At 37.2% G+C, this 26111-nt stretch carries 22 protein-coding genes and 1 pseudogene; 2 read left to right on the plus strand and 21 right to left on the minus strand.

Annotated features, from left to right (window positions below; all coding sequences use genetic code 11):
• Window positions 1-11: 11 nt before the first annotated feature.
• From FFM61_RS02310 to FFM61_RS02365, 12 genes are all read right to left on the minus strand, one after another.
• On the minus strand, window positions 12-1433 hold the full coding sequence (locus tag FFM61_RS02310) for a glycoside hydrolase family 32 protein (protein WP_074427100.1): 1422 nt from the start codon (window positions 1431-1433) through the stop codon (window positions 12-14).
• Window positions 1434-1454: 21 nt separating this feature from the next.
• Window positions 1455-2717: an MFS transporter gene (locus tag FFM61_RS02315; RefSeq protein ID WP_240005962.1), complete on the minus strand. Its 1263-nt coding sequence runs from the start codon at window positions 2715-2717 to the stop codon at window positions 1455-1457.
• A gap of 168 nt (window positions 2718-2885) precedes the next feature.
• Complete coding sequence (locus FFM61_RS02320) at window positions 2886-3869, minus strand: LacI family DNA-binding transcriptional regulator (protein ID WP_074427098.1); 984 nt, start codon at window positions 3867-3869, stop codon at window positions 2886-2888.
• Window positions 3870-4053: 184 nt separating this feature from the next.
• On the minus strand, window positions 4054-5430 hold the full coding sequence (gene rlmD, locus FFM61_RS02325; protein WP_074427097.1) for a 23S rRNA (uracil(1939)-C(5))-methyltransferase RlmD: 1377 nt from the start codon (window positions 5428-5430) through the stop codon (window positions 4054-4056).
• Between the two features lie 85 nt (window positions 5431-5515).
• Window positions 5516-5920, minus strand: a complete 405-nt coding sequence (locus FFM61_RS02330) for a coiled-coil domain-containing protein (protein ID WP_074427096.1) — start codon at window positions 5918-5920, stop codon at window positions 5516-5518.
• Window positions 5921-6039: 119 nt separating this feature from the next.
• Complete coding sequence (locus FFM61_RS02335; protein ID WP_074427095.1) at window positions 6040-7227, minus strand: MFS transporter; 1188 nt, start codon at window positions 7225-7227, stop codon at window positions 6040-6042.
• A 221-nt stretch (window positions 7228-7448) separates the two neighbouring features.
• Window positions 7449-7988, minus strand: a complete 540-nt coding sequence (locus FFM61_RS02340) for an NADPH-dependent FMN reductase (protein WP_074427094.1) — start codon at window positions 7986-7988, stop codon at window positions 7449-7451.
• Window positions 7989-8143: 155 nt separating this feature from the next.
• Window positions 8144-9196: a 2,3-butanediol dehydrogenase gene (locus FFM61_RS02345; protein ID WP_074427093.1), complete on the minus strand. Its 1053-nt coding sequence runs from the start codon at window positions 9194-9196 to the stop codon at window positions 8144-8146.
• A 280-nt stretch (window positions 9197-9476) separates the two neighbouring features.
• Window positions 9477-9947 carry a glutathione peroxidase gene (locus FFM61_RS02350; protein ID WP_074427092.1) on the minus strand — a complete coding sequence of 157 codons (471 nt, stop codon included), beginning with the start codon at window positions 9945-9947 and terminating at the stop codon, window positions 9477-9479.
• 150 nt (window positions 9948-10097) lie between these two features.
• Window positions 10098-10448, minus strand: a complete 351-nt coding sequence (locus FFM61_RS02355) for a VOC family protein (protein ID WP_083194445.1) — start codon at window positions 10446-10448, stop codon at window positions 10098-10100.
• Window positions 10417-10932, minus strand: coding sequence for a VOC family protein (locus FFM61_RS02360; protein ID WP_083194443.1), 516 nt, complete (start codon window positions 10930-10932; stop codon window positions 10417-10419). Before FFM61_RS02360 ends, FFM61_RS02355 begins: the two co-directional genes overlap by 32 nt.
• 152 nt (window positions 10933-11084) lie before the next feature.
• The gene (locus FFM61_RS02365) at window positions 11085-12191 is read right to left on the minus strand and encodes a DUF4767 domain-containing protein (RefSeq protein WP_074427091.1); all 1107 of its coding nucleotides are present in this window, start codon (window positions 12189-12191) and stop codon (window positions 11085-11087) included.
• Window positions 12192-12560: 369 nt separating this feature from the next.
• On the opposite strand from FFM61_RS02365, the gene FFM61_RS02370 reads away from it, so the two are divergent.
• Both FFM61_RS02370 and fba read left to right on the plus strand, forming a co-directional pair.
• Window positions 12561-13130 carry a 5' nucleotidase, NT5C type gene (locus FFM61_RS02370; RefSeq protein WP_074427090.1) on the plus strand — a complete coding sequence of 190 codons (570 nt, stop codon included), beginning with the start codon at window positions 12561-12563 and terminating at the stop codon, window positions 13128-13130.
• Window positions 13130-14011 (plus strand): class II fructose-1,6-bisphosphate aldolase, encoded by an 882-nt coding sequence (gene fba / locus FFM61_RS02375; RefSeq protein ID WP_074427089.1) that lies wholly within the window; start codon window positions 13130-13132, stop codon window positions 14009-14011. Before FFM61_RS02370 ends, fba begins: the two co-directional genes overlap by 1 nt.
• A 67-nt stretch (window positions 14012-14078) precedes the next feature.
• Here the strand turns inward: fba and FFM61_RS02380 are convergent, their stop codons facing one another.
• The 9 genes and pseudogenes from FFM61_RS02380 to spxB all read right to left on the minus strand — a co-directional run bounded on the left by FFM61_RS02380 (window position 14079) and on the right by spxB (window position 25570).
• On the minus strand, window positions 14079-15737 hold the full coding sequence (locus FFM61_RS02380; RefSeq protein WP_074427088.1) for a glycerophosphodiester phosphodiesterase family protein: 1659 nt from the start codon (window positions 15735-15737) through the stop codon (window positions 14079-14081).
• Window positions 15738-15882: 145 nt separating this feature from the next.
• Complete coding sequence (gene larC / locus FFM61_RS02385; protein WP_074427087.1) at window positions 15883-17187, minus strand: nickel pincer cofactor biosynthesis protein LarC; 1305 nt, start codon at window positions 17185-17187, stop codon at window positions 15883-15885.
• On the minus strand, window positions 17180-17866 hold the full coding sequence (gene larB / locus FFM61_RS02390; RefSeq protein WP_074427086.1) for a nickel pincer cofactor biosynthesis protein LarB: 687 nt from the start codon (window positions 17864-17866) through the stop codon (window positions 17180-17182). Before larB ends, larC begins: the two co-directional genes overlap by 8 nt.
• A 104-nt stretch (window positions 17867-17970) precedes the next feature.
• On the minus strand, window positions 17971-18825 hold the full coding sequence (gene larE, locus FFM61_RS02395) for an ATP-dependent sacrificial sulfur transferase LarE (RefSeq protein WP_074427085.1): 855 nt from the start codon (window positions 18823-18825) through the stop codon (window positions 17971-17973).
• 52 nt (window positions 18826-18877) lie between these two features.
• Window positions 18878-20164, minus strand: a complete 1287-nt coding sequence (gene larA, locus FFM61_RS02400; RefSeq protein ID WP_074427084.1) for a nickel-dependent lactate racemase — start codon at window positions 20162-20164, stop codon at window positions 18878-18880.
• A gap of 3 nt (window positions 20165-20167) precedes the next feature.
• Window positions 20168-21132 (minus strand): annotated as a pseudogene (locus tag FFM61_RS02410) (2-keto-3-deoxygluconate permease).
• A gap of 33 nt (window positions 21133-21165) precedes the next feature.
• Window positions 21166-22170, minus strand: a complete 1005-nt coding sequence (locus FFM61_RS02420) for a HoxN/HupN/NixA family nickel/cobalt transporter (protein WP_074427083.1) — start codon at window positions 22168-22170, stop codon at window positions 21166-21168.
• A 15-nt stretch (window positions 22171-22185) separates the two neighbouring features.
• The gene (locus tag FFM61_RS02425; protein WP_074427082.1) at window positions 22186-23334 is read right to left on the minus strand and encodes a glycerate kinase family protein; all 1149 of its coding nucleotides are present in this window, start codon (window positions 23332-23334) and stop codon (window positions 22186-22188) included.
• Between the two features lie 415 nt (window positions 23335-23749).
• On the minus strand, window positions 23750-25570 hold the full coding sequence (gene spxB / locus FFM61_RS02430) for a pyruvate oxidase (protein ID WP_074427081.1): 1821 nt from the start codon (window positions 25568-25570) through the stop codon (window positions 23750-23752).
• Window positions 25571-26111: the final 541 nt, after the last annotated feature.

Raw genomic sequence — 26111 nt, forward strand, 5'->3', positions numbered from 1 at the left:
TTTTAGTTTTTTTAATATTTAACTGCATTTTTTCCTAAATCATACGTAGTAGCTTGCACATCGGCAAAGTTTACTCTATCTAAGAGAACATCAGGATGCATCTCACTATAATAACGTTCTGTAAACACCGTCTCACCATCATTAATAAAAATTTCTACCGAACTACGATCAATCAGCAATTGTAACTTTATGACCGCTGATTGGTTAACATAACCGATTCGTTTATCTGAACGATCTGATCTTGAAATTGTTACCTTATTTTCTGTATGTTCAAATTGTAAAGCCAATACAACATCATCTGCTGCCATAAACTTTAACGTAAAATCTTCATCTGCATTTAATTGCAATTGAATTTCATGACTATCAACATTTTCTAATAATAATTTTTCTGTTAAATTCGATGAAAATGATACTTTATTCTCTGTTTGTTTAATCCTTAATTTTTCTAATTCTGTAACTGGTTCCATATAAATATGGTTATCTTTTAGTTTTAATTCACGTGGGAATGTTAAGGCTCCTGCCCAACCATCTTCTTTCTCAGGCATCTCACTTTCCCACATAGCCATCCAACCAAACATAATCCGTCGTCCATCAGGCGCTAACGTTGTTTGGCTAGCATAAAAATCATGCCCATGGTCAACTTCAACAAAATTATTTCTTTCAAATTTTGCTGTCGCAACATCTAATTTACCGATCATATATCCTGTCTGGTGTAAATTTAAATACTTTTCATGACTAGGTTTAATCCCTTGTGGCGACATCAACAAAACATCATGATCTGCAAGTGAAAAAATATCTGGACATTCCCACATATATCCTTCTGTATCTAGTGTTCTTGCCTGCGCTATTGCACCTTCATAATGCCAATTTAACAGGTCTTTTGATGAATACAGTAGTACCCGTCCTACTTTCGAATCTTGTGTTTGTCCACCAAGAATCACATAGTATGTGTCACCTGCTTGCCAAACCTTTGGATCACGAAAATTAGTTGTATTATCAATTGGTGGCACTGAGATTACGGGATTACTTGCATATTTTTCAAAATTAATACCATCTTCACTAATGGCGATATTTTGATCCTCATAAAAATCATCATCATGCCCGCTATCACCAAAGTGATGACCTGTATACATCAAATATAATTTATCATCTTTGACAATTGCACTTCCTGAAAAAATACCGTTTTTAGAAATTGGTTTTTCTGGCGATAAAGCAATTGGTAATGATTCCCAGTGAACAAGATCTTGACTACGGGCATGACCCCAATGCATTGGTCCCCAATCTGCACTATACGGATGGTACTGATAAAAAATATGGTAATACCCTTTAAAATAAACGAACCCATTTGGATCATTAATCCAGCCTGCTGGTGCCGTTACGTGAAAATTAGGACGATAGCGTGTATTTGTTACTTGGATAAATGTTTCATTCATAATCTAAAATTCCTTTCTTGACTAAGCTGATTGCTTGATTAATGGTTCACCATTGACATCTTGATTGTCTTTTTTAATCATAAAAAATGCATAAATACCAGCTATCACCACAATAATTGTAATAATATGGAAAGTTGTTGCATAGCCTGATTTATCTCGTAACATTCCTAAAGGTGTTGAAAGAACAACCTGTCCTAATTGTGCTGCAACTTGAAATCCAATCATATACAAAGTAGCTGATAATTTTGTTTCAAAGTGTAAAGTGAAATATCTAAAAATTGATAAAATAAAGAGCGGTGTTTCAAAGGAGTGCAACATTTTAACAAATGAAATTGCAATTGGGTTATCAATAAGCCCGCATAATCCGATACGAATTGCCATAATAGTTATTCCCATCAATAACGTATTACGTACACCAATTTTATTCATAATAATTGGCACGATTCCCATCATAATAGCTTCTACGAACACTTGAATTGAATTTAAATTACCATACATTTGTTGTCCTTGGGCTACTGATCCAAACAAACCAGCATAAAAACTTGGGAACATTTGTTGATCAAATACAGTATAAAATGTCCATGTAAAAAAGATAAGAATAATAATTATCCAAAGGTCACGTAACTTCAATAATGAAAACATTTCCTTAACACTAGGTACCGAGGCTTGTGTCGTTTGGCTATCACGCTTTTTTTCCCGTCGCTCTGCCTTAGGTACCCAAAGGCAAAGGTTAAGCAATAGTATTACACCAAAAATTGACCCAATCCAAAAATTCAAATCTGGGTTAATAACGAACAAGTGACCTGCTAAAAGCGCCACTACTGCGTATCCAAATGAGCCCCAGGCACGTGCTTGGCCATATTCAAATTTAAATACACGACTAAATCTTTCAACCAGTGCTTCATAAATACCCGTAGTTGCTAAAAATCCGGCTGATAAAAAAATTGAACCGACTACCAAGCCAATTGTAAAATTGCTATGTAACATTGGTTCATACGCATAAATAAAAAATGGTCCGACCAAAGCCGCACAGACACCACTAAATATTAGTAAATGTCTTTTAATTCCTAATTTATCTTGCAATGCGCCATAAAAAAACATCAAAATTAATGTCACTAATGAATCGGCAGAATAAATTGTCCCCACAGCACTACCATTTAAGTCCAAACCACTTTTGGATGTTAACCATAATTGAAAAAATGACCACCAAATTCCCCAAGACGCAAAGTATAAAAACATCGTAACGGAACTTTGAAGATAGGATTCATTTTTAAAAGCTTTCATATATTTTGACACAGGATAATCCCCCCTTGAATAAATAAGCAACAGCGCCATTTAACTAAAACAAAAAATGTAATCGCTTTCACAAGTGATATTATATACTGTTATTCAAAAACACGTCAACCGGTTGATATATTTTTATAAAAAAAAGACCAGTCACCTGGTCAAAAACTATCTACTACTGGTTTTACCTTCCCACAAATTTACTGGCAATATATATTCAGATTCTGTTTTTATTCCTTCAATTCGTTTTACTAAGACATCAACCGCTATTTTAGCCATGTTTTCAATAGGCTGAATAATCGTTGTTAATTCGGGAATCACGTTACGCATTAGATCTGTCCCATCATAACCAACAAGCAATAAATCTTCAGGAATTTTTCGGCCACGTTCATTTGCAATTGTCATAATAATGCTTGCATCAACATCATTTGATACAAACAACGCTTCCATATCAGGATATATACTAAACAATTCATTATAACGTTGCTTTTTTTCCGCAAATGATAAACTAAAATCTATTGTAAACGTATGAGGTTCTAACCCATATTCATTCATTACCGCTTCATAAGCTTCACGCCGTCGCTGTGTCGGTGTTTCTAGAGCGCTTGGTCCATTTGTGTGAATAATACGTGTAACACCAGCATTAATTAGACGTTGTGTTGCTAAAACACCACCTTTATAATTATCAGACTCGATAATTGGAATATCACTATTTACAACACGATCAATTGCCACAACTGGCAAGTGACTATATTTGTACTCCTCAATTCCTTGATTATGTGTCCCAACAATTAATCCATCGACTTGTCCAGCTAATAATTGGTTTAAATAGTCGGTCTCTTTATTAATATCATGTAATGAATTACCAATAATCACTTTAAAATCTCGTTGATATAATTCATACTCTAAATAATTTACTAGTTCACCAAAAAATGGATTGGATACAGTTGGAAAAATCAATCCAATTAGGCCCGTCTTTCGTTTGAATAATTGACGAGCTGCTGCATTGGGTTGATAATTTAGTGTTTCCATGGCATCGTGTACTTTTTTTAGTGTCTCATCACTTAAATAACCACGATTATTAAGCACACGAGATGCTGTGGTTTTTGATACGCCAGCTAATTTTGCAACATCTTCTAACTTCGGTTTCATTCTACTAACCGTAACTACCTTTCAAAAATTATTTAAGTAGTTTTATTATATCAAAGCTATTAATAATACGCTTTCTTTTATAAATCTTCGTTAAAATAAGAACCAACAAGCAAAAGCTATAAGCTCTTGCTTGTTGGTTCTTAACATAGTAAAAATTATTTTTTATTATAACACTGTTTGCTGTTTAATTATTAGGTTCAAACACCGTAACCACTTCAACATGTGCTGTTTGTGGAAATTGATCTAGCGGTTGTACATCCCCTTTGATGTGGAAGTCCTTTTCAATTAAATACTTAGCATCACGTGCCATCGTTTCTGGATTACATGACACGTAAACAAACCGTTTAGGCCTAATTTCTGCCACTGCATCCAACAATTCATTTGTTAGTCCACGACGAGGTGGATCGACAAAAATAACATCTGCTTTAATCCCAGCTTGTTGCCATTTGCGCATTTGTTCAGGCGCATCTGCTGTAACAAAGCTAGCATTTTTCACATTGTTATTAGCAACATTCTTTTGTGCATCAATGACAGCACGCGCAATTACCTCGACACCTAATACTTGTTTAACTTGGTTAGCCACCGTTAACCCAATTGTCCCAATACCAGAATAGGCATCAATTATTGTATCTGTTAATTTTAATTCTGCCTTTTTGGCCGCCAATGCATACAGTACTTCTGTTGTTTGTGGATTAACCTGATAAAACGAATTAGGTCCGATTTCAAATTCAATACCTAACAACGTATCATGAATGACATCCTCACCCCATAAAGTTCGATTATTACCTGACATTAACAAGTGCAATGACCGGGGGTTATGATTTAAGACAACGCTATGAATCCCCGGCACAACATCAACAATTTCTTGTGCAATATCTGTTTCATCTTTAATGTTTGCCGTTTGAGAAACCAAAACAACCATTAATTCATGGCTATAATAACCACGACGCACCATAATGTATCGCAGCTCACCTTGCTGCGTTTCATCATTAAATACTGTTACGTGGTGCTGATTTAAAATATCACGCACCGTGGCAATGGTTTGGTCGATAACTGGATCATTCACATAATAATCTGTTAACGGCAAAATCTCACCTGGTGTCCGTCGCTTAATAAAACCGGTCACCAATTTCTCGCCATCATTTTTAATCGGCACCACCGTTTTATTGCGATATTGAATCGGATTTTTCATACCAATTGTTGGTGCAATGTTTGCTGCAATTCCTGCTGCTGTGTATATTTTTTTAACCTGTGCCTGCTTTAATTTTAGTTGGGCCTCATAACGTAAGTTTACATATGGTGCTATCCCTACGTCTAACAAGTAGTCTTTACCCATTTCAACACGATCTGACGACGGGTCAACAATACCCACAACCTCAGCACGTGCGAATTTACGATTTACTTGGGTTATTTCAAATTTAACAGTTTCATCTGTAAATGCGTTGGCCATATGAATCGGGTAATCATTCAGCATGACGACACCGAATCCGTTATAGCGTACTGCAACGACTTTTCCTGTTAGTATTTGCCCTAATCGTACAGGCATGATTGTATGACTCATATTTTCTCTCTCATTATCTTTAGTATTACTGTCTTTCATTATACTAGTTTATCAATATCAGGCAATCATTCTACTAAACAATGCGCTAATCAATTGGACAGCCAATCAGACGACATAGTTGCTGCATCATCCAAATAATACTTGGTAAAGCAACACTCATACCAATCAACCATTTAAAAAAGCGCATTTCAGATACAATATTTTTCAAGCCGACTTTCACTTCAGCCATATCCAACTTTAATCCTTGGACATCTTGTTTAAGTTCTGTGACATCTTGCTTTAAATAGCGTACATCAATTTGTAGCTCAATGACGCTAACTTTTAATACTTGGACATCGCTTTTTAAGTCAGCTATTTCATGATTATAATGTGTGCTTTCATGCTTTAAGTCAGCAACATCCTGTTGTAGATGTTTAAAATCATCATCCTTAAAAGCGATAAAGTCATTAACTGTCATCAAATCATGCACTTCGACACTTGTTACCGACATATAAGCTCCTCTTTTCTATTAGTGCCAATTATTTTATCAAAACTCATCAACCATCAAAGACGAAGTTTTAAGTAAATAAAAAAAGTTCCGTTAATCTAAATTAACAGAACCAGCCAAATTTATTCAAAAATTGTTTTATCGCTCTCAGAAAACCACATCAAAGCAATAAAGATAACAATTGCAATCGCCATCACAACGGTTTGCAAAATCCAATTATTCAGTTGTGCATATAAAACACCATACGCCCATGGCGCACCAGCTGCAATTAGATAACCACCCGTTTGTGCCATTCCTGATAACGCTGAACTTTCACTGGCAGTACGTGTCCGAATCGCATAAGACGTTACCATGTAGACAAACACGGCCGTTCCGCCAATACCGATAAAGGCTGTCACAATCAACCACCAAACAAGACCGGCATGTTGATTAAACATCATAAGTATTGCAAGTAACCATAGCACCGTAGCACCTGTCATCAACGCCCGACGTCCTTTGTACGATGAACGTTCCAAAAAACTTGGTACCCACATTGAAACCGGAATACCAATCAATGATAAGACACCAATAACCCAGCCTGATTGCGTGGCTGTTACACCTGTTCGTTGTGCAATTGTTGGAACCCAAGCAATTGACGTATAAAAGACTGCTGATTGAATACCTGCCATAACCAGCAAAGACCAAGCATATTTGTTACGCCATGGATTAATCTTTTTCATTGCCGTGGGCGTTGTCTTGGTTACTGACTTATCTAATGCCTGGTCAGTATTAATCAACATATGCGCAATCCAAGTCACCATCACTAGTAAAACAATGACTGTGATAAATACAATCAACATTTGCCAACTAAATGTTTTGGTAATGGGTACTGCAATAATTTGGAACACCGCTGTCATCAACGTCATCGTTGTACTGTATAGTGACGTATAAACACCAATTTTATTTGGCGTGAATTTAACCAACGTTGCTGGTAATAACACATTAATAAAAGCAATTCCGATACCAACCAAAATCGTTCCAATAAACAACATTGGTGCACTGACAACACGTGCAATTGATCCAACTACAACAAATAAGAGCGCCACTAATAACGTTTTCTCAATTCCAGAACGTTTTGTGAAAAATGTTGTTGTTGGTGAAATGACTGCAAATGTTAACAATGGTAATGTCGTTAAAATACCCAATTGTGATACTGGCAAGCCAAATGTATTAGCCACATTATCAATGACTACGGGAATTGTTGTAAACGTTGACCGCATTACCACACCGAGCAAAACAATGCTTAAGATAAATAACCATCTTTTCTTCATATAATACCTCTGATTTCTATCAAATAAAATTTTAAAAGTCCGTTAGAAACTATACCGCCTTATTTTATAGCTGTCAAAAATAATTTTTACATGAGAATTTAATGCGTTTATTATATAAAAAAACAATTACTTAACTAACGAAATAAAAAAATAGCAAACCACCAGTATATTGATGGTTTGCTATTTAGATAATTAAGCTAATTGCTGTTGACCTAAATTTATTAGTTCTTTGCAAATTCTGCAAATTGACCAGCTACGTTAGCCAAAAATTCTTTTGTGCCTTCGTTAGTGATCTTACCATTTTCATCAGCTAGTTCAGCAGTATTACCAATGAACAATTCTGGTTGGTGCATAATCTTCATGTCTAAGAAGTCCAATGAGTTACGCAAAACATGGTGTGCTACAACACCAGCAATACCAGAAATTGATTGTGAAGCTGGCAATACTGGCTTACCTGCCCAAACGCTTTGTCCCCAAGGACGTGAAGCAACATCCAAAGCGTTCTTCAAAGCAGCTGGCACACTACGATTGTGCTCTGGCGTTACCATAATAAATGCATCTTGTGCTTTAACAGCATCACGGAATTCAGTATATTCTACTGGTGAAGCCTCATCATAATCTTGGTTATACAAAGGAAGCTTTGCAATATCCAAATAAGTAACTTCTGCATCTGCTGGTAAACCAGCAACCAATGCTTCTGCCACACCCAATGAGTATGAGTTCTTACGAGTTGATCCAACAATTACACCATATTTTGCCATGATATTTCTCCTTAAAATTAATCATTATATCCAACGTTTTCGTCGTTGAGATTATTTTAACTTACTTTTACAAAGTTGTAAACACTTATTTTAAATAAGTAAAATAAAAACACACATATTATATAAATACATGTGTCTTAAATATTATATTTCGTTTAATCTTCTTTAGTTAGATCAATCAAGATTTTAGCTTGTGACTTATCAGTTGATAGGCGATCAAATCCCTTCTCAACAACATCATCCAAACCAATCATATCTGTAATAACAGGTTCGACATTGATTTGTCCTGAACTTACCAAGTCAACAGTTTGTTGGAAAGTTTCGCGTGAGTAAGCGATTGTTGAGGTCAACTTAACCCCTGCATTCATCAATTGCATTGGATCAAATGTAATTGGGTGCGCAAAGATTGAAACAATAACTGCTGTTCCACGGGCCTTAGTTACTGAAATAGCTTGCTCAAATGTTGGTTGTACACCAGCTACCTCAAATGATACATCAGCACCACCGCCTAAGATCTCACGTACCTTAGCGACAGGATCCGCAACATCACTAGGGTTAACAACATCAGTCGCACCCATTGTTAGTGCCTTTTCCAAACGAACTGCCGACAAATCAACCGCCACAATCTTAGTTGCCCCAGCTGCCTTAGCTGCAGCAGCTACTAACACACCAATTGGACCAGCACCGAAAATGGCAACCTTTTGTCCAAACTTCAAGCCACCTTCTTTAACAGCTTGCACTGCCACAGCCGTTGGCTCGATAGTCGCAGCTAATTGTAATGAGAAGTCTTCTGGCAAAGCATACAAGTTAGATTCTGGCACATTTACGTGGGCAGCAAAACCACCATCACAGCTCAAACCAATAAAGCTATAACCATCATAAACATCTACATCATCTGGAGATTCTCCATGTGTGACAGTTGGGTTGACTGATACATGATCCCCAACCTTGTAATTTTCAACATCCTTACCAACAGATTCGATGACACCTGAGAACTCGTGTCCCATTGTTAATGGTGCTTCACCACCAGTTAATTCATCTACTCTGTCAACCGGAATGAAGACAGGGCCTTCCAAGTACTCATGTAAGTCACTTCCACAGATTCCTGCGTAAGCAACGCGAACAACTACTTCGTTGTCTTGTGCTGGCTTTAAGTCTACATCTTCTACTCGAATATCTTTTACACCATGCCAAACTGCTGCCTTCATGTCAATACCCCCAAATAGTATGCTTGTTATAACAATATATACAAAAACAATCAATAAATGTTTTGCTAACTTCTTACCAACAAGTATATTTTATCGCTCATATTATAAGTAATCAACCACAACACTATTCGTATGCGAAACAATAAAATTCCTGTATACAGGAATTTTATTGAGTGACTGTATTTATGTGATTTTTTTAACATAAAAGCAGTTACATTGATTTAAAAATTTGTAACTGCTTTTATAATTTGTTCTATTTTACACAAAATGATAATGTTCGCTAATCATTCAAGGCTGCTAGTACATCATCTACCATTTTTTCAGGCTTAGTAATTGGTGCGTAACGACGAATTAATTTGCCATCACGACCAACCAAAAACTTCGTGTAATTCCACTTAATCGCACCGTTTCCTGATTGCTCTTTTAAATACGTAAACAATTCATCTTCATCTTTTCCATTAACCATCACACGACGAGTCATTGGAAATGTTACACCATAATGCACTTGGCAGAATTCATTCGCTGCTTCGTCGCTATCAAGTTCCTGCTTAAATTGGTTAGATGGTAGCCCCAATACAACCAAGCCATCATCTTTATGCTCTTTATATAAAGTTTCTAATCCTTCAAGCTGTGGCGCTAAACCACACTTACTTGCAGTATTTACAATAATAACAACTTTACCTTCATAATCTTTCAAATTAATTGTTTTACCATTCATCTCAGTTTCTGTAAAATCATAAATCGTTGCCATTGTTCTATCCCTCTTTCTAAAAGAACATCACTTATTAAAAGTAATTATAAATTATAAGCTAATTTCTTTATGCACAGATTACCATAATTATCAGTAAATTGTCTAATAAGCTGTATCTAATCGTTAAAACCCAAATAACTTGCACGATAATTAATCATGCGTAATTGATAATATCGTCCCCATTGGATCTATTATTTTAATTTGTTGCGCATTAATCAACATAACATCATCTAACGCTTCTGCTCGTTGTGTGAGTAAAGCAAAATAATTTTTATCGACAAACACGGACCAGTCAATCAAGCCAGCTTCATCTAAACGTCTCAACTCACTATTTTCACTTTGCCACAAATTCACCGCATGGTGATGGTGATAATGATTATTTGAATAAAAATGAGCTGACGTTGATATTTTAGAAACAAGATCCATTTGCAAAAAATCCATAAAAAATTGGTCAGCAGTCACTAAATGATTACCCATAAAATGCAAATGACCAATCTTCATCCCCACTGGGGAATCCTGCCCAATCATGTTGCTTTTTAGCCAACAACTGCTCACCATCAACCTCATCCGTCCCCATTGTGACTAATCCATCTTGCGAATCCCAGCCAGCCGCATCACGGTCGTGGTATAACTCAATACCATTACCTTCAAAATCATTAATGTATAATGCTTCACTTACTGAATGGTCACCAGCACCTACCGGAATCTGTAAAGTTAATAAACGATGCAAAAGCGATGCTAACTCTGTTGCATCAGGAAAAAGCAAAGCCATATGATACAAACCAGTCTGTGCAACAGTTTGGGCTTTACCACCTAACAGCATTGTTAAAAATGGTTGCTCGCCTTCACGGAAAGCATAATTAATCTCTTTCTCATCAGATTGTACATCAACAAGGCCCAACACTTTTTCATAAAATACACGTGTCCGTTGTTCATCAACAACACACATTGTTAAATGTTTTATCTCGTACTTTACTTTTTGCATTTTTATCAACCATCTTTCCGTTACTTTTAGTTTACTAAAAGTAAGTATATGCTTTTTAGTACATTTCGTAAAGAATCCACCCATCTACCATTTTATAGAAAATACCTCAAAAGCTTAGGCTTTCACCTTAACTTTTGAGGTATATCTAATTTTTAATATTCTGTAACCGTAGCATCGTCACTGATTGTGACATCTTCTTGTGGTTCTTCATCTGTTGCAGAAGCATCCGTACTCTGTGCTTCTGCAACAATATTAGCAAAATTATTTTTTAAATCTGCATTTTGCGTTTCAGTCAGTGTTAGATCTTTACCACTAGCTGTTTCTGTTGCGTACACATAACCCTTACCTTCATGTATCACAAAGAAATAAGAAGTTGGTGAATCAACCCCCTGTCGTGAACCCGTCGTAACGGCCACTACTTGATAATCAGCCTTTTTATCTGCTTTGGGTGACCACGTAAAGTCTACCTTTTTATCGTCAAGTTTTAAATGATCCTTTAATTGCCCGTCTTTAAGAGCTTCCGGGAATTTATATTCTAAATGCTTTGGTGTATCACCATTGTAAGTACCAACAAAATCTTGTCCAACAGCAGTCTGCCAAATTTTCATATAATCTGCTAATTCACTGTTTTGTGCATCTGACCATTGTGCTGGTACAGTTTCCTTTTCACTGCTTGATTTCTTTTCTGATTTATCACTAGCAGCCTGCTTTACAGAAGAAGATGATGAGGAAGCCTTTTTACTAGTTTCCTTTTTCACACTTTCCGTACCAATCTGGGCATTCTTTTGATTATGGTGAGTCACAATAACCCCACCACCAATCAAAACTACCAACACAACAACCACCGCAATCAATAAATCGTGGTTTTTCTGCAGTGCTTTATTCGTTTCTTTATCAGCATTGACAGTCGTCCGTTCAGACCGTGACAGAGCAGCTTGCGTGGCACTTTTTTCTGCCTGTCTAGGCATCAAAACAATCGCCTGCTTATGCTCATCAACAACTGCATTATTTCCCCCATCAGACGCGGGTTCTTCTGCAACAGCTGTGTCGTCGTCCTCTTCAGGACTAGCATCCTCATCAACTGACTTAACATCTACTAATGCTGGTGTTTCTTCTACCGATACAGCCTTCTCATCAAGCTCTGGCTTTTCTTCTAGCCTTGCTCGCAAGTACTTTGTCATATCGTCATATTCATCTTGCGTAATAGCGCCTGTATGCAATAAATCTTGATACTGACGCAATCTCTCTTCATCGGTCATCGCTCACTCCTCTAATAACCTATTCCTTACTATATCTATTATCACATATAAGTACATCTATATGTTAATTATTACTACATCGTCAATTTACCATTATACGCTAATAAAGTGTGCAACGTAAAACAAACTATACCAATTTATCGTATATCATCAATAATACAATAGCTGTAATATAACTAGTTGTCTGTTAGTCGCTATCGTTAAAGTTATCACAAAGCCCCTAAAAACGACCATCAGCCCCCTAATAAAAACTATACCATTTTCATTTTAATCTTGATAAGCCACCTTTTTAGCGGTATACTATTCCTGAATAATGTTATGACGTAAAGCATAGAAAAGAGGGGCATTATCAAAAAATTATTTATCGATATGGACAATACATTAGTTAACACGCTTCCCATCCTAAATGCGGAGAGTGAAAACATTAAAAAATATCACGTTAATAAACCAGATCAAATTCCTGGTATTTTCCGTGATTTAAAGCCACTGCCAGGTGCCGTCGACGGCATTTTTAAATTAGCTAATTATTATGATCTTTATATTTTATCAACAGCTCCTTGGGAAAACCCCAGTTCTTGGCAAGATAAAATTAACTGGCTAACCGAATATTTTGGCAATGATGAAAATAGTCCATTTTATAAAAAAGTTATTTTAACGCATAAAAAAGATCTCGTTAAAATGCCATCTAGTATGTTACTTGATGATCGCCCTTACCATGGCGCAAGCGATTGGGATGATAAAAAACTTGATAGCTTTTGGCTACAATATGGCTATGATCCTCGCTTAGTTTGGACTGAAGATTTAGTACCTTTTTTAATTAGCATCGCGCAATCAAACGAAGATTCATTACGCACGGACATTATTCATGCTAATGAAAAAGCGCAGCACAAACTTCGTCACGCTACAGATGAATTTAAAAAAGAAAGTTGGGAACAATAATGACTATCGTTTCAGGAAAAAGCATGATTAACAATGCTCGTCAGAATGGCTATGCCATTGGTGCATTTAACACAAACAATCTAGAATGGACGGAAGCCATCTTAAGAGTGGCCCAAGAACAGCAAGCACCAACGATGGTCGCTGCTTCGATGGGAGCCATTAAATATATGGGTGGCTTTAAAACTGTCGTGGACCTCGTTCACGATTTGCATGATGAACTAAACATTACTGTGCCAATTGCCATTCACCTTGATCACGGTAACTATGAAGCTGCCAAATCAGCTATCGCAGCCGGTTTTACCTCAATTATGTTTGATGGTTCAGATTTACCAATCGACGAAAACCTTGCCAAAACACAAGAAATCGTGAAACTTGCGCATGCTAAGGGCATTTCTGTTGAAGCTGAAGTTGGTACTATCGGTGGTGAAGAGGACGGCATTATTGGGGATGGTGAAATTGCACCCATTAAAGATGCTGTTGCCATGGTTAATACCGGCATCGACTTTTTAGCTGCTGGTATTGGTAACATTCATGGTCCTTATCCCGACGATTGGACCGGTCTGCATCTAGACCATCTTCAAAACGTCACAACTGCTGTTGATGAGGCTGCTGGACACAAAGTGCCAATCGTTTTGCATGGTGGTTCTGGTATTCCAGATAATCAAATTAAAACCGCCATCTCAATGGGAGTTTCAAAGGTAAACGTTAACTCAGAAGCACAACTCGCCTTCCACGAAGCACTGCGTGAATTCATTTTAGCGGATCACGACTTAGAAGGAAAGAATTATGACCCACGTAAGTTACTTGCAACGGGCGTCCAAGGTATCGAATCTGCATTAACTGACCGCATTAGCGTTTTTGGAAATGCTCACAAAGCTTAAAATTGATTGCATTTATATACTAAAAGAGTCGTTGGGACAAAAGAAGATGTCCCAACGACCTTTTTAGTTAAAAATCCGTTTTTGCAAATAACATGCTATGCCAAATTACCAACGCATAATTTGGGCGTTGTATAATTCTTTTTAGATATGCCCGTGTTTCTTTAGGTTCATTTGTAATAAATCCATCTACACCATACGCATACATAGTCATAATATCGGTATGGCCATCCACCGTCCAAGCATATAATTTTTTATCCACTTGATGTGCTTGTTGGCTTGTTTTAGGTTCAACACTAGAATACTCTAGCGCATAAAATTGATTTGTTTTATCCCGATTTATTGTATTATTTAACGGTGAAAGCAAGCCACTCGTAATATCAGTATAGCCTGCCAACCGCTTTAAAGCATTTTGATTTAATGACTGTAGCTGTGCGCCATTTTTTTGCATAGCCGATCCATATTGATGCATAAAATCTTTTAATTCTTGGTTACTAATCGATGAATTAATTTTCAATTCAACTAATAATCGTTGATTCAATCGATTAGCCTCATTCAAATAGTCGCCAAAATTAGATACTTTAATCTTCTTACCATTTGATTGATATGTCACTTTTTGTAATTGTTCCCAATTCGTCTGGCTGATTTTATATTTTTTGCCATTTGTTGCTTTAATTGTCGCATCATGACTCAAAACATAAACCCCATCCTTGGTGTGTTGAATATCAATTTCAACATAATCCGGTTTGGTGGCACTAACTTTACGCAGATTTTCGATAGCATTCTGGACGTCACGATCAGAGGTAACCCCCATGTGAGCCATTACAAGTTGTGATGTGGCCGGTTTTTGCATAAACCGATTTGCTAGGCTCAACGACAATCCTCCTGTCGCTATCATAGCGACAACTGCTAACAATTGCATACTTACGCTGGGTTTTTGATCAATACGTATCGTTAACGACGTCGTAAACATTAATAACCACTGCGCAGTAACAAAATATAATATCCCCGTTAAACAGGCAATGAATATATTAGCTGCCGCAATACTAATATCTAAATTACCGACGTAATCAATACAATATTGCAAGACCATCAAAATCCCAACAGTTAGCAACAACTGACCAATCAACCATAATATCAACGTGGCATTGCCCAACAATTGGTGTTTATTTTTATACCAGCTTTTCTTAATAGCCTGCTTCAATTTTTCATCAGCAACAATTAGATAATACGTTGTGTCCTTTAGTCTAAACACAATTAACAACATACCAAGATAAACAACACCTGCAAACAGCTTTATCCACGTACCACTAATCATACTAATGAAAGTTGCCGGAATCGGTATGTGATTAATCACCGGCACCTTCATACCAAATTGATTTAGTGGTAATAATATTAGCAATAAAATAAATAGCCAAACATATACTTTACCACGATGAATATTACGCAGCCATGCTTTTATATGTAACTGATGATAATGATGTAAAACAACTGTAATCAACAAGATGACGAAAATTAAATACACCAAAAAATAACCAATCATCGACATGCCATATTGTAGCCCGTTTGATTTTAAATCATTCAGCAATGCCGATATACCCGATGTATCAAGTTGATAAGCTGGCGGCAAATATTTATTGATATATCCAATGCCGACCGAAGCGGTATAATTGTAAACCAGTAACAGCACCATCATAAATGTGGTTTGCTTTAAATAACGATTATTCATAAATTCTCCCTAAATACAACATTACGCCAAACCAATCTCACTATATAATACCGAAATATTGCATAATTAAAAGACCCGCAACCCATCAAATAACCATCAATAGATTTACAAGTCCTTCAATTATCATTATACATGACTGCTACGATTAAATATCAAAGGCAATTTGAATGGCACCGAGCGCACGATTGTACATTTGGTTATATGATACCTCATTAGCTTTCGCCAATTCATGAATTGATTCATATTCAGGTGTTACCTTTACAAGTTCACCTTCATAGTAACCCTTCTTAACTTTTAACATACCTTTATTTAATGGGATTTCTGTATACTCACGCGTTAAAATAGCGCGTTCCTTTAGCGTTGCACGCACTCCAAATGTCGTTGTTTCAAGCAATAAGCGCTTCTTAAAGTGATCAGCATCTTGCACTTTACACAATAAGGTAATTTGATAGGCCGGACGATTTTTCTTCATGACAACAGGTGTGTAGTACATATCTAGGGCACCATCATCCATAACACTTTGAATGAAATCGCCTAAGCTTTCGCCAGTTATATCATCTAATTCACAATTTAATTCGCAAATTTGGTTAACTGTTTTATCAACTTGTGTAGCTGATTCAACCAACACAGCACGTAACACGTTAGGATGATCAAATTGCTTGGTACCAGCCCCGTAACTGGTTTTAAGCACAGTACCCTGTAGATTATTCGCAAATGATGTTGCAAACGTCTTAATGATTGCTGCTCCTGTTGGCGTTGTTAACTCACTCGCAATATCAAAATCTTGTAGCGGTACACCCTGCAAAATTTCTAGCGTTGCAGGTGCGGGCACTGGATATAGGCCATGCGCTACCTTTACTTTACCAGCTCCTGTTGCAACCGGCGTAGCGATAATTTCAGTGACACCCAATTTATCTAACGCAACACACCCACCGATAATATCAACTAACGAATCAACGGCTCCAACTTCATGGAATGCAATATCAGATACCGGAATACCATGAATTTTACTTTCCGCTTGTGCAATCGTCTCAAACAATTGCAAACTTAGCTTCTTAACAGTATCAGATAAGCCACTTTTTTCAATATTCGCCTTAATGGCGGCATAGTGTGCATGACTGTGCGTATGACCCTGTGCATGCTCGTGTTCGTGTTCGTGTTCGTGTTCGTGTTCGTGTTCGTGTTCGTGTTCGTGAGTATGACTATGCGTGTGATAATGTACACCACTATCAATATTATTTAACGCCTCATCATGAAAATGTAATTTTAAATGATTCGCCGTAATACCATGCTGATTAACCTGTTCAATGGATAGATCAAATTCTTCTGGGATAACCTGACGCAATGCGTCATGTACGTCATCAATATCAACACCCAAACCACATAATGCAGATAGAAACATATCACCAGAGATGCCATAACCGCAATCTAGAAACAAACTTTTAGCCATGTTGTCCTCCCAATTTATTCATTCTACGGATCATTAAACTTGCCTGATATGCAGCGCCAAACCCGTTATCAATATTAGTTACGGTAATACCTGAACTGCATGACGTTAACATTGATAACATTGTCGTAATTCCCTGCAAATTAGCACCATAACCAATAGACGTTGGTACAGCAATAACCGGTGCATCAACCAACCCAGCCAATACTGTCGGCATTGAACCTTCCATACCAGCAACGGCAATAATCACATCCGCTTCACGCAACTCTTCAGTGTAATATAGCAAGCGATTCAACCCGGCAACACCAACATCCCACAGATACTTGACGTTAACGCCCATCCATTCAGCTACTTGCACCGCTTCTTTCGCAATTGGCAGATCTGAAGTTCCCGCACAAACAACGTAGACTAGCCCAAGTTCTAACTTTGGATTTGGCTTACCAACTGACAGAACCTGGCTTTCTTCATCATAACGAAGATCTGCAATGCGCGCCTGCAAATATGCATATTTTTCTTCATTAACTCGCGTAACTAATGCATTACCATTTTTATCCAATAGCACATTGACAATTTTTTCGATTTGTTCAGCTGTTTTACCACTACCATAGACAACTTCTGAAAAACCTTTTCGCTGTGCGCGATCAACATCAACCTTCGCTGAACCAATATCTACAAACTTCAACTTTCTAATCCCTTCTCTAAATCCATGATAAAAATAAAAGAGCTGTTTTTCTAGATAGTTTAATTATCATGAAAAGAACAGCTCTTTATAATCGTTTATTAGAATTATCCGTTACTTACTGCTAATTCTTCTGCTGTCAAAGTAGTGTTCATACGACCACTACGGAATCCCGCTAAATCAACAGAAACAAACTTGAAACCAAATGATGTTAGCTTTTCATCAATAACATCTTTGTTTTCAAAGACAAATTGAATTTCGTCCTTTGGTACTTCGATACGTGCGACATCCCCATGGAAACGAACACGTGCATTTGAGCAGCCCAATGAGCGCAAGAATTTTTCTGAATTCATAACTTCAGCAATGCTATCAAGATCAATCTTCGTGTTGTATGGGAAACGTGATGAAACTGAGCAGCTAGCAACCTTGTTCCAGTTACTCAAGCCAACCTTCTTAGCAAGCAAACGTACATCTGTCTTGTATAAATCAGCAGTTTGCAATGGGCTAACAACGCCAGCTTCTTTCTTAGCAACCAAACCTGGACGGTAATCATCATTATCATCCATGATAGTACCATCTAACACAACGTCAAAGCCTTTGTCGCGACGAATGTCTTCCAAGCGGTTAAAGAACATTTGCTTTTGGTAGTACCATGACTTTGATGTGTTGTTAGCAATTTCATCATTCGTTAAGTAAGCTAAGTCTGTTCCCATAACAGTTGCATCTAAGTCCTTAGCCAATGAAACTGCTTTGTCAAATTCTTCATCAGTAAACAATTCTGAATTAGCAACAACGGCTAAAACGTTTTCCTTACCTAAAACATTCAAAGCTTCCTTTAGAACTAAAGTACTATCGATACCACCAGAAAAGGCAACGATCACACGGTTATACCCACCCAAAGTGTCTTGCAAAACGGCTTCTTTTTTCTCTAAATCTTTTGTTGCAGTTGTTGTACTAATCATAATTATCCTCCTAAAATAACATATACATCCTACTAAGTAATATTATATACCTTTATGCTTTGATGATCGTTGAAACACCATCAGGCAAAACAGCAATCGATGAATCTGCGCCAACAATACCATCAGCAATTGTCAAGGCTTCTTCAATTGAGCTAGCAAAAGTCATCTTCATATCTTCAATGATTTGCTTATTCGACTCATCACTAATGATAATGACATGGTGCTTCATCATAACACGTGCTAAGATTTGTGCTTGCCATTGATCTTGTTCAGTATGTAATGCAGGCATTTTAACAGCATTTTCGTAGATATCAGAAATCTTTTCGCAATCCTTAAATTGACGATAGAACTTTTCACCACCGGTACCATCAGACAAACGACTAGCGATGATAATAACACCATCCTCTATATTCGTTGCTTCAGCTCCCGTCATACCTTTAACAGTTTGATAAATATTTTGATCTAATGGATACCCACCATTACTTGTAATTGTAATGTCTGTGTAAAGTGGCTTAGCTTCCATAATGCTGTCAACGAACTTTGTACCTGCAATATGCGCAGTCTCTGAATTTCCAGCAAATGAACCAACAATACGCTTATCATGATCCAAAACAACATTTACGATGAATTGTAATTTAGACAAACGGGCTGCTTCTAGCATATCCTTATGAATTGGGTTATGCATTAACATCCCCGTTCTTGAGTGCTTTGAATCAATGAATTGGCCGTTGTGATTACCCACAACTGACTTTCTTGATGCAATCCCAGGAAATACTGCTTTACGACCACCAGAATAACCGGCAAAGAAGTGCGGCTCAATAAATCCTTCAGCAACTAAAACATCAGCTTCAGCAGCAACACGATTAATTTCACAATCAGCACCAGATGGTAACGTTCCAACATTAATCATGTTTTCAGTATCATCACTGTCATGAACAACGATGTTAATATTGTTAACAATATCTTCACCGTACTTATCAACCAATTCATCATGTGTTGTCAATCGGTGAGTTCCTGTTGCAACTAGAATGGTAATCTCTGCATCAGGATTACCTTTCTTAATTTCCGCAATAATATTAGGCATAATACGCTTCGACGGTACTGGTCGTGTGTGATCAGAACTAATCACGACAATATTTTGCTTACCTACTACTAATTCAGACAAATGCTTTGAATCAATTGGATTTGCCAACGAATTGTCCACGATCTCCTTTTCTGAAAGTTCATAACTTTTTGCAAGAACTGCATCAGCATCGGCTGCAATTGTACCCTGTAGTCGACTTGAAGGAACTTCACCCGTTAACTTACCTTTTCCATACGGCAAAGAAATTTCCATAATATATTATCTCCTAGTCTTTTTGAAATGCGCTGCAATAAATGGTATTAACAATGCCGTTATAATCACCGACGTTGCTACTTGTGCAGTTGCCTGACTAACATATGGTGCCCAACTTTTATCTAATTGTGCAACGATTGCTGGTGTCGCAACAGCATTACCAGCCGTTGTACCAATAAATCAGCCCATCACATTATTAGGTAAATGTTTTTTAAACAACTGTCGACAAATCAAAAACGAAATACCACCTGTAATAAGAATGTTCAATAAACCAATAATTATACCGCCAACACCCCCTTTAAATAAATCGCCCAAATCCAATGCCGTTCCTAATGGGAAAGCAAAAAAAGGGACTAATAGTTGCTGTCCTTTAGCTAAGAAAGTTCTAAAATCAGCATCAAGATTACCTAAAATCAAACCAACTAAAATGGGTGTACAAATCGCCACAAACTGCATCATGGGTATACTAGCTAAACCACTAGCTCCAAGTGCTAAAAATACCATTAACGGTCCTTCGTTAATCGCCACAATTGATGTTGCATTAACTTCGTCTTGGGTCCCAAATTCTTCAGCTAAAGAAGCATATACGCCCACATTAGCATTACTCATTGCTGCCAGTAGCGCCAATGGTGAAATACCAAGTAAACCAGCATAACCCCAAAAATGGGCTACTAACAACCCAATCACTGACCCCAAAATAAATTTCAGAAGTAACAGCGTACCACCAATTTTAATGGTTTTCCCAATGGTTTTTATTTGAATTTGAGCACTCGTACATAAGATAAACAAACCCAAAAATACTAAAGCACCATCTTTAAATACAGCTGTCGTAAAAGAACCAATGGTTAAAAATTTTGGAAAAACGAATTCACTAACACTCCCAAGCACAATGGTATAACCATCATGCCACCCGGAATCTTTTGAATACCACTCAAAATCTTTCCGTTAAACATATCTATATTATCCCCCATAATATACAGTAATTACTCACATTTGCTTATCGCCTAGTGGGCACCCCTTTTATTAATAAAACGCCAACCACCATACGCAATCAACCAAACCATCACGAATAACACAATCAAACCATAACCTAGCCAATTGAAATCAAGGTTTTGGACCCATGATAAGAAACCACCTTGAACATTTAACCCACTGGTTGATACCTGTAACAATTCAACAACCCCAATCAAAAGGGCTGCAATAACTGAAACTAGCGTCACTGTAAGATTGTAATAAATCTTTCGCATCGGCGTTTCAAAAGCCCATGAATATGCCCCTGACATCATAACTGAATCTGTTGTATCCATCACATTCATACCAGAAGCAAATAAAATTGGTAATGCTAAAATACCCCAAATTGATGCGCTCTGCGTAGCCGTACCTGCAGACAGTGCAATTAGCGCAATTTCTGAAGCTGTATCAAAGCCTAACCCAAATAAAAAGCCAACCGGATACATCTGCCAAGAATGACTAATGAATTTAAAAATAGGGCCTAAAAATTTTGATAAAAATCCCCGTGACATTAATAACTTATCAAAACGTTCTTGATCAAAGGTTCCCGCCTTCATTTGACGATACTGTGACCAAATATTAATTAGAATCACGCCATTTATCAGTGCAATAATAATTAAAAATATACCAGAAACCGATGCCCCAATTTTGCCACCAATTTCTTGTAAAATCGGCAAATTCAATTTAGCAAAGCGCACTGCAAAGCCAACAATTAACGCCATAATAAACACAACTGTTGAATGCCCAAGCGAGAAGAAAAAACCTACACCTGCAGAGGTCTTGTTTTCTTGAACCAATTTACGAACAGTATTATCAATCGCAGTAATATGATCAGCATCAAATGCATGTCGCAAACCTAATGTATAAGCAATTAATCCAATTCCTAAAAATTTAGGTTCGTGTATCGTCGCAATAATTAACAACACTATTCCAATAACGTGCAATGCTAAACTTGCCACATAATACGGTAAAGCATCACGAAAAACTTTTTTATTCACCCTATATCTCCAATACTACTTTTTATCTAAACTAATCATCAAACGGGCGATATTTTCAGCTAATAACGACAAATCTTTAGCACTATCCATTATTGCTTCTTCTAGTGATTTCGCACTTGAAGGCGCCGCAAAAATAGCATCAATAACACCCGTCTCATATAATTCTTCAATCCGCTTACCAATTTTACCGACAAAACCAATCACTGGTGCATGGGGTGCAATTTTCTTCGCAGCTAATGCCACACCATACGGCGTTTTACCATATTTTGTCTGAAAATCCATACTACCTTCACCAGTTATGACAACATCCGCATTTTCAAGCCGACTTTCTAATTTACTGTATGCAACCACAATATCGATACCTTTTTGTATTTGAGCACCAGTAAAGGCTAGTAAACCAGCGCCAAGTCCACCAGCAGCACCACTTCCCGCTGCTTGTTCGATATCAATATCCAAATCACGGTTAATAATTTGTGCATAATGATGTAAACTTTCATCTAAACTAGCAACCATCTCTTCAGTCGCACCCTTTTGTGGACCAAAGACTGCACTAGCACCATTAGTACCAGTTAATGGATTCGTAACGTCTGAAGCAATTAAAAATGCCGTGTTTTTAATACGCTCATCAACATTGCTCATATCAATTTTGGCTAACTTTCCAAGTTCACCACCACCATATGCTAGTTCATTATTATTATCATCAAATAGTTTTACACCAATCGCTTGTGCCATACCAGCACCACCATCATTGGTAGCTGAACCACCGAGTCCCAGAATAATTTTATTAACACCATGATTAATTGCATCAATAATCAATTGACCAGTCCCATAAGTCGTTGCAATTAATGGGTTTTGCGTCTGCTCATCAATAAATTGAATACCACTTGCTGCTGACATTTCAATAACTGCTGTTTCACCATCACCTAGTAAGCCATAAGTTGCACTAACTTGCGTGTCTAGTGGCCCGATAACTTGCTTCGTTACCAATTGACCGTCTGTCGCATCAGTCAATGCTTGGACAGTCCCTTCACCACCATCAGCCATTGGCACTTTATCAATTTCAGCATCAGCAAAAACTCTTCTAACGCCAACTTCAATAGCATCGGCCGCTTCTTTTGCAGTAAGGCTTCCTTTAAATGAGTCTGGTGCGATTACAAATTTCATTTGACACAACCTTTCTTGAATATAAATAAATTTTAATTGTATTTAAAAATAATTTGTTAACAATATTCATCTCAAAACTTAAAAAATTCTATCATTGTTAAACTAGTCAATATAATAAAGGATTTCACCCTTTAATAGCGCAATGACGACCATAGCAGGCGTCATTTCCCTATATAATTAGTATATAATTAATTAGCGCTTTTACAATAAACTTTCGAATTAATTGTGAATTAAAACAAAACATTCATAATCCTTTTTTGGTTCCGCTTATTATAAAATTCAAGTGATAGCTAATCAGCATTTAAATTAAAAAGGCCATCAATCTAACCATTTTAATGTGGTAGATTGATGGCCTTAAACGTGTTCCAAAAAGGATAAAATTTTACTTTTATCCTTTCAGGTTCACTTACTTTAATTAGAAGCTAAACTTGTTACCGTTTTCTTCCTTAATGTACTTTGAAGTCAAGCCTTCAGCTTCAAGGAACTCGCGGAATGGTACCAATTCTTGTGCTTCATACTTTTCCTTATATGCGTTAACAACATCTTCGCTGTACAAGTTAGTGTCAAGCTTCAAAGTTTCAACTGGAATTGGACGATCCTTAGTGATCTTAGCATCGATAACCACAACACGACCTTGGTTGTAGTATTCAACAGCTTCCTTCATAACGCGATCGATGTCTTCGATACGGCTAACAGTTAGACCAACAGCTCCTTGAGCTTCACCGATCTTAGCGTAGTCAACATCACCGAAGTCAACACCGAAGTTGTATGTGTTAGTATCTTCGTACTTGTTCTTAATGAAACCGTACTCAGTGTTTGTGAAGACAACGTTGATAACAGGCATGTCATAACGTACGTTTGTCACAACGTCTGGGTAAGTCATTGAGAAGGCACCATCACCCATCAAGTTCCATACTTGACGTTCTGGGAAGATGTTCTTGGCACCGATACCACCTGGCAAACCAATTCCCATTGTTGCAAACAATGGTGAAGTACGCCATAGGTTCTTTGGTGTCATGTGCAAGTGACGAATTGACATTTGAGTAACGTTACCAACATCAGTTGAGAAGATTGCATCTTCTGCAGCGTACTTGTTAATAGCATTGTAAACTTGGTAAGCTTGTAGGTCACCCTCAGTCTTTTGCTCCAACTTGTTCATGTAGTCACGCCAGTTTTGAACGTTCTTAACGTTAGCATCCCACCAAGTTGATTCCTTAACTTCTGAAACCTTACCAAGGATAGCATCAATTGCTTCACCAGCATCACCTAAGATAGCAACGTCAGTTTGGTGACGCTTACCTAGCATTGCAGGGTTGTTATCGATTTGGATGAACTTATCAACGTTACGGAATGTTCCCTCAACTTCTGAGAATGGGAAGTTAGTTCCCACAAACAATACAGTATCTGCTTCAAGAACGGCTTCGTTGGCTGGCTTCCAACCAACACGGAAAGTTGAACCAGTGAAGGCTTCAAAGTCCCATTCGAAAGTTTCAAAGTTCTTACCAGTTGTGATAATAGGTGCCTTGATCTTACGAGCCAAATCTTGAACGGCTGATCCGTGACCCATAGTACCAACACCAGCGTAGATTACTGGACGCTTTGCGGCGTTCAACAATTCAGCAGCTTCATCAATGTCTTCTGCTTCAACAGGTGCTGACTTGTAGTTTTTAAACTTCAAACCTGATGAGTACAAAGGTGTTGAGTAAATTGAATCTGCATCAAGTTCTGCGAAACCAAAGTCTGCAGGAACTTCAAGCACGGCAACGCCACGCTTTGCAATAGCAGTACGGATAGCATCGTCAACCAAGTGTGGCAATTGCTCTGCAGTAGCAACACGACGGTTGTAAACAGCAATATTATCGTACATTGGGTTTTGGTTTAATTCTTGGAATGAATCCATGTTCAATTCACGAACAGGCTTTGAACCCAAGATTGCCAATACAGGAATGTTATCCATTGCTGCATCGTACAAACCGTTAATCAAGTGAGTTGCACCAGGTCCACCAGAACCAACAGTAACACCTAACTTACCACCAAATTTCCATTGCATAACTGCAGCCATAGCACCAACTTCTTCGTGCTTAACTTGCAAAAACTTAATGTTGTTTTCAGGATTACCCATAGCATCCATGAAACCACTCAAAGTACCAGAAGGAACACCGTAAACTGTAGGTACTCCCCAGCCTTCCATAACCTTCAATGCTGCCAAGCCGGCAGTAATTTTATTATCTGACATTCCACATTCTCCTACTCGACGCGTTTGGAAACGCTTTCTTTTCTTTTACCACTTAAAATTATATTGGAAATGGTAGCCACGTGTCAAGTTGTCTTTTATATAAAAATATTGTTTTTTTTATGTGTTTTTATCAAATTTTTTTATAATTTGCATACCATTTTTTAAAAAATAGATTATTATAATATAAAAACAATCACTTATATTACAAAAAAATAGTAAAAATCTATACTAAAAAACGAACTCATATTTATATATAGAATATTTTTATTTTAAAAAATATCCAAGCTTTAAAAAAACTTAAACTTTTAAACACATTTTACGTTCTTTTATCTCAAAGAAAATCCTTATTTTATTCGATTTCATCTTTTTTCACTATATTAAGCACCCAATAAAAGGCATTTACCCCCTAAATAAACTTTATATCCTGCACCAGCTACATCAGTTTATTTGAAATGTTATTTCATTAATATAATATAACATCGTTTAGTTGTACTTTTATTTCATAACTATTATAATTCAAGGTACAATAGATAACGCTTAC

Source organism: Weissella hellenica (assembly GCF_005405545.1).
Taxonomy (GTDB): domain Bacteria; phylum Bacillota; class Bacilli; order Lactobacillales; family Lactobacillaceae; genus Weissella; species Weissella hellenica.

Bases quoted from the DNA above. Each gene is read 5' to 3' on its own strand.
- FFM61_RS02310 (WP_074427100.1), bottom strand. From the start codon at position 1,433: ATGAATGAAACATTTATCCAAGTAACAAATACACGCTATCGTCCTAAT.
- FFM61_RS02315 (WP_240005962.1), bottom strand. From the start codon at position 2,717: ATGAAAGCTTTTAAAAATGAATCCTATCTTCAAAGTTCCGTTACGATG.
- FFM61_RS02320 (WP_074427098.1), bottom strand. From the start codon at position 3,869: ATGAAACCGAAGTTAGAAGATGTTGCAAAATTAGCTGGCGTATCAAAA.
- rlmD (WP_074427097.1), bottom strand. From the start codon at position 5,430: ATGAGTCATACAATCATGCCTGTACGATTAGGGCAAATACTAACAGGA.
- FFM61_RS02330 (WP_074427096.1), bottom strand. From the start codon at position 5,920: ATGTCGGTAACAAGTGTCGAAGTGCATGATTTGATGACAGTTAATGAC.
- FFM61_RS02335 (WP_074427095.1), bottom strand. From the start codon at position 7,227: ATGAAGAAAAGATGGTTATTTATCTTAAGCATTGTTTTGCTCGGTGTG.
- FFM61_RS02340 (WP_074427094.1), bottom strand. From the start codon at position 7,988: ATGGCAAAATATGGTGTAATTGTTGGATCAACTCGTAAGAACTCATAC.
- FFM61_RS02345 (WP_074427093.1), bottom strand. From the start codon at position 9,196: ATGAAGGCAGCAGTTTGGCATGGTGTAAAAGATATTCGAGTAGAAGAT.
- FFM61_RS02350 (WP_074427092.1), bottom strand. From the start codon at position 9,947: ATGGCAACGATTTATGATTTTACAGAAACTGAGATGAATGGTAAAACA.
- FFM61_RS02355 (WP_083194445.1), bottom strand. From the start codon at position 10,448: ATGAAGATTGGTCATTTGCATTTTATGGGTAATCATTTAGTGACTGCT.
- FFM61_RS02360 (WP_083194443.1), bottom strand. From the start codon at position 10,932: ATGCAAAAAGTAAAGTACGAGATAAAACATTTAACAATGTGTGTTGTT.
- FFM61_RS02365 (WP_074427091.1), bottom strand. From the start codon at position 12,191: ATGACCGATGAAGAGAGATTGCGTCAGTATCAAGATTTATTGCATACA.
- FFM61_RS02370 (WP_074427090.1), top strand. From the start codon at position 12,561: ATGGACAATACATTAGTTAACACGCTTCCCATCCTAAATGCGGAGAGT.
- fba (WP_074427089.1), top strand. From the start codon at position 13,130: ATGACTATCGTTTCAGGAAAAAGCATGATTAACAATGCTCGTCAGAAT.
- FFM61_RS02380 (WP_074427088.1), bottom strand. From the start codon at position 15,737: ATGAATAATCGTTATTTAAAGCAAACCACATTTATGATGGTGCTGTTA.
- larC (WP_074427087.1), bottom strand. From the start codon at position 17,187: ATGGCTAAAAGTTTGTTTCTAGATTGCGGTTATGGCATCTCTGGTGAT.
- larE (WP_074427085.1), bottom strand. From the start codon at position 18,825: ATGATTAGTACAACAACTGCAACAAAAGATTTAGAGAAAAAAGAAGCC.
- FFM61_RS02425 (WP_074427082.1), bottom strand. From the start codon at position 23,334: ATGAAATTTGTAATCGCACCAGACTCATTTAAAGGAAGCCTTACTGCA.
- spxB (WP_074427081.1), bottom strand. From the start codon at position 25,570: ATGTCAGATAATAAAATTACTGCCGGCTTGGCAGCATTGAAGGTTATG.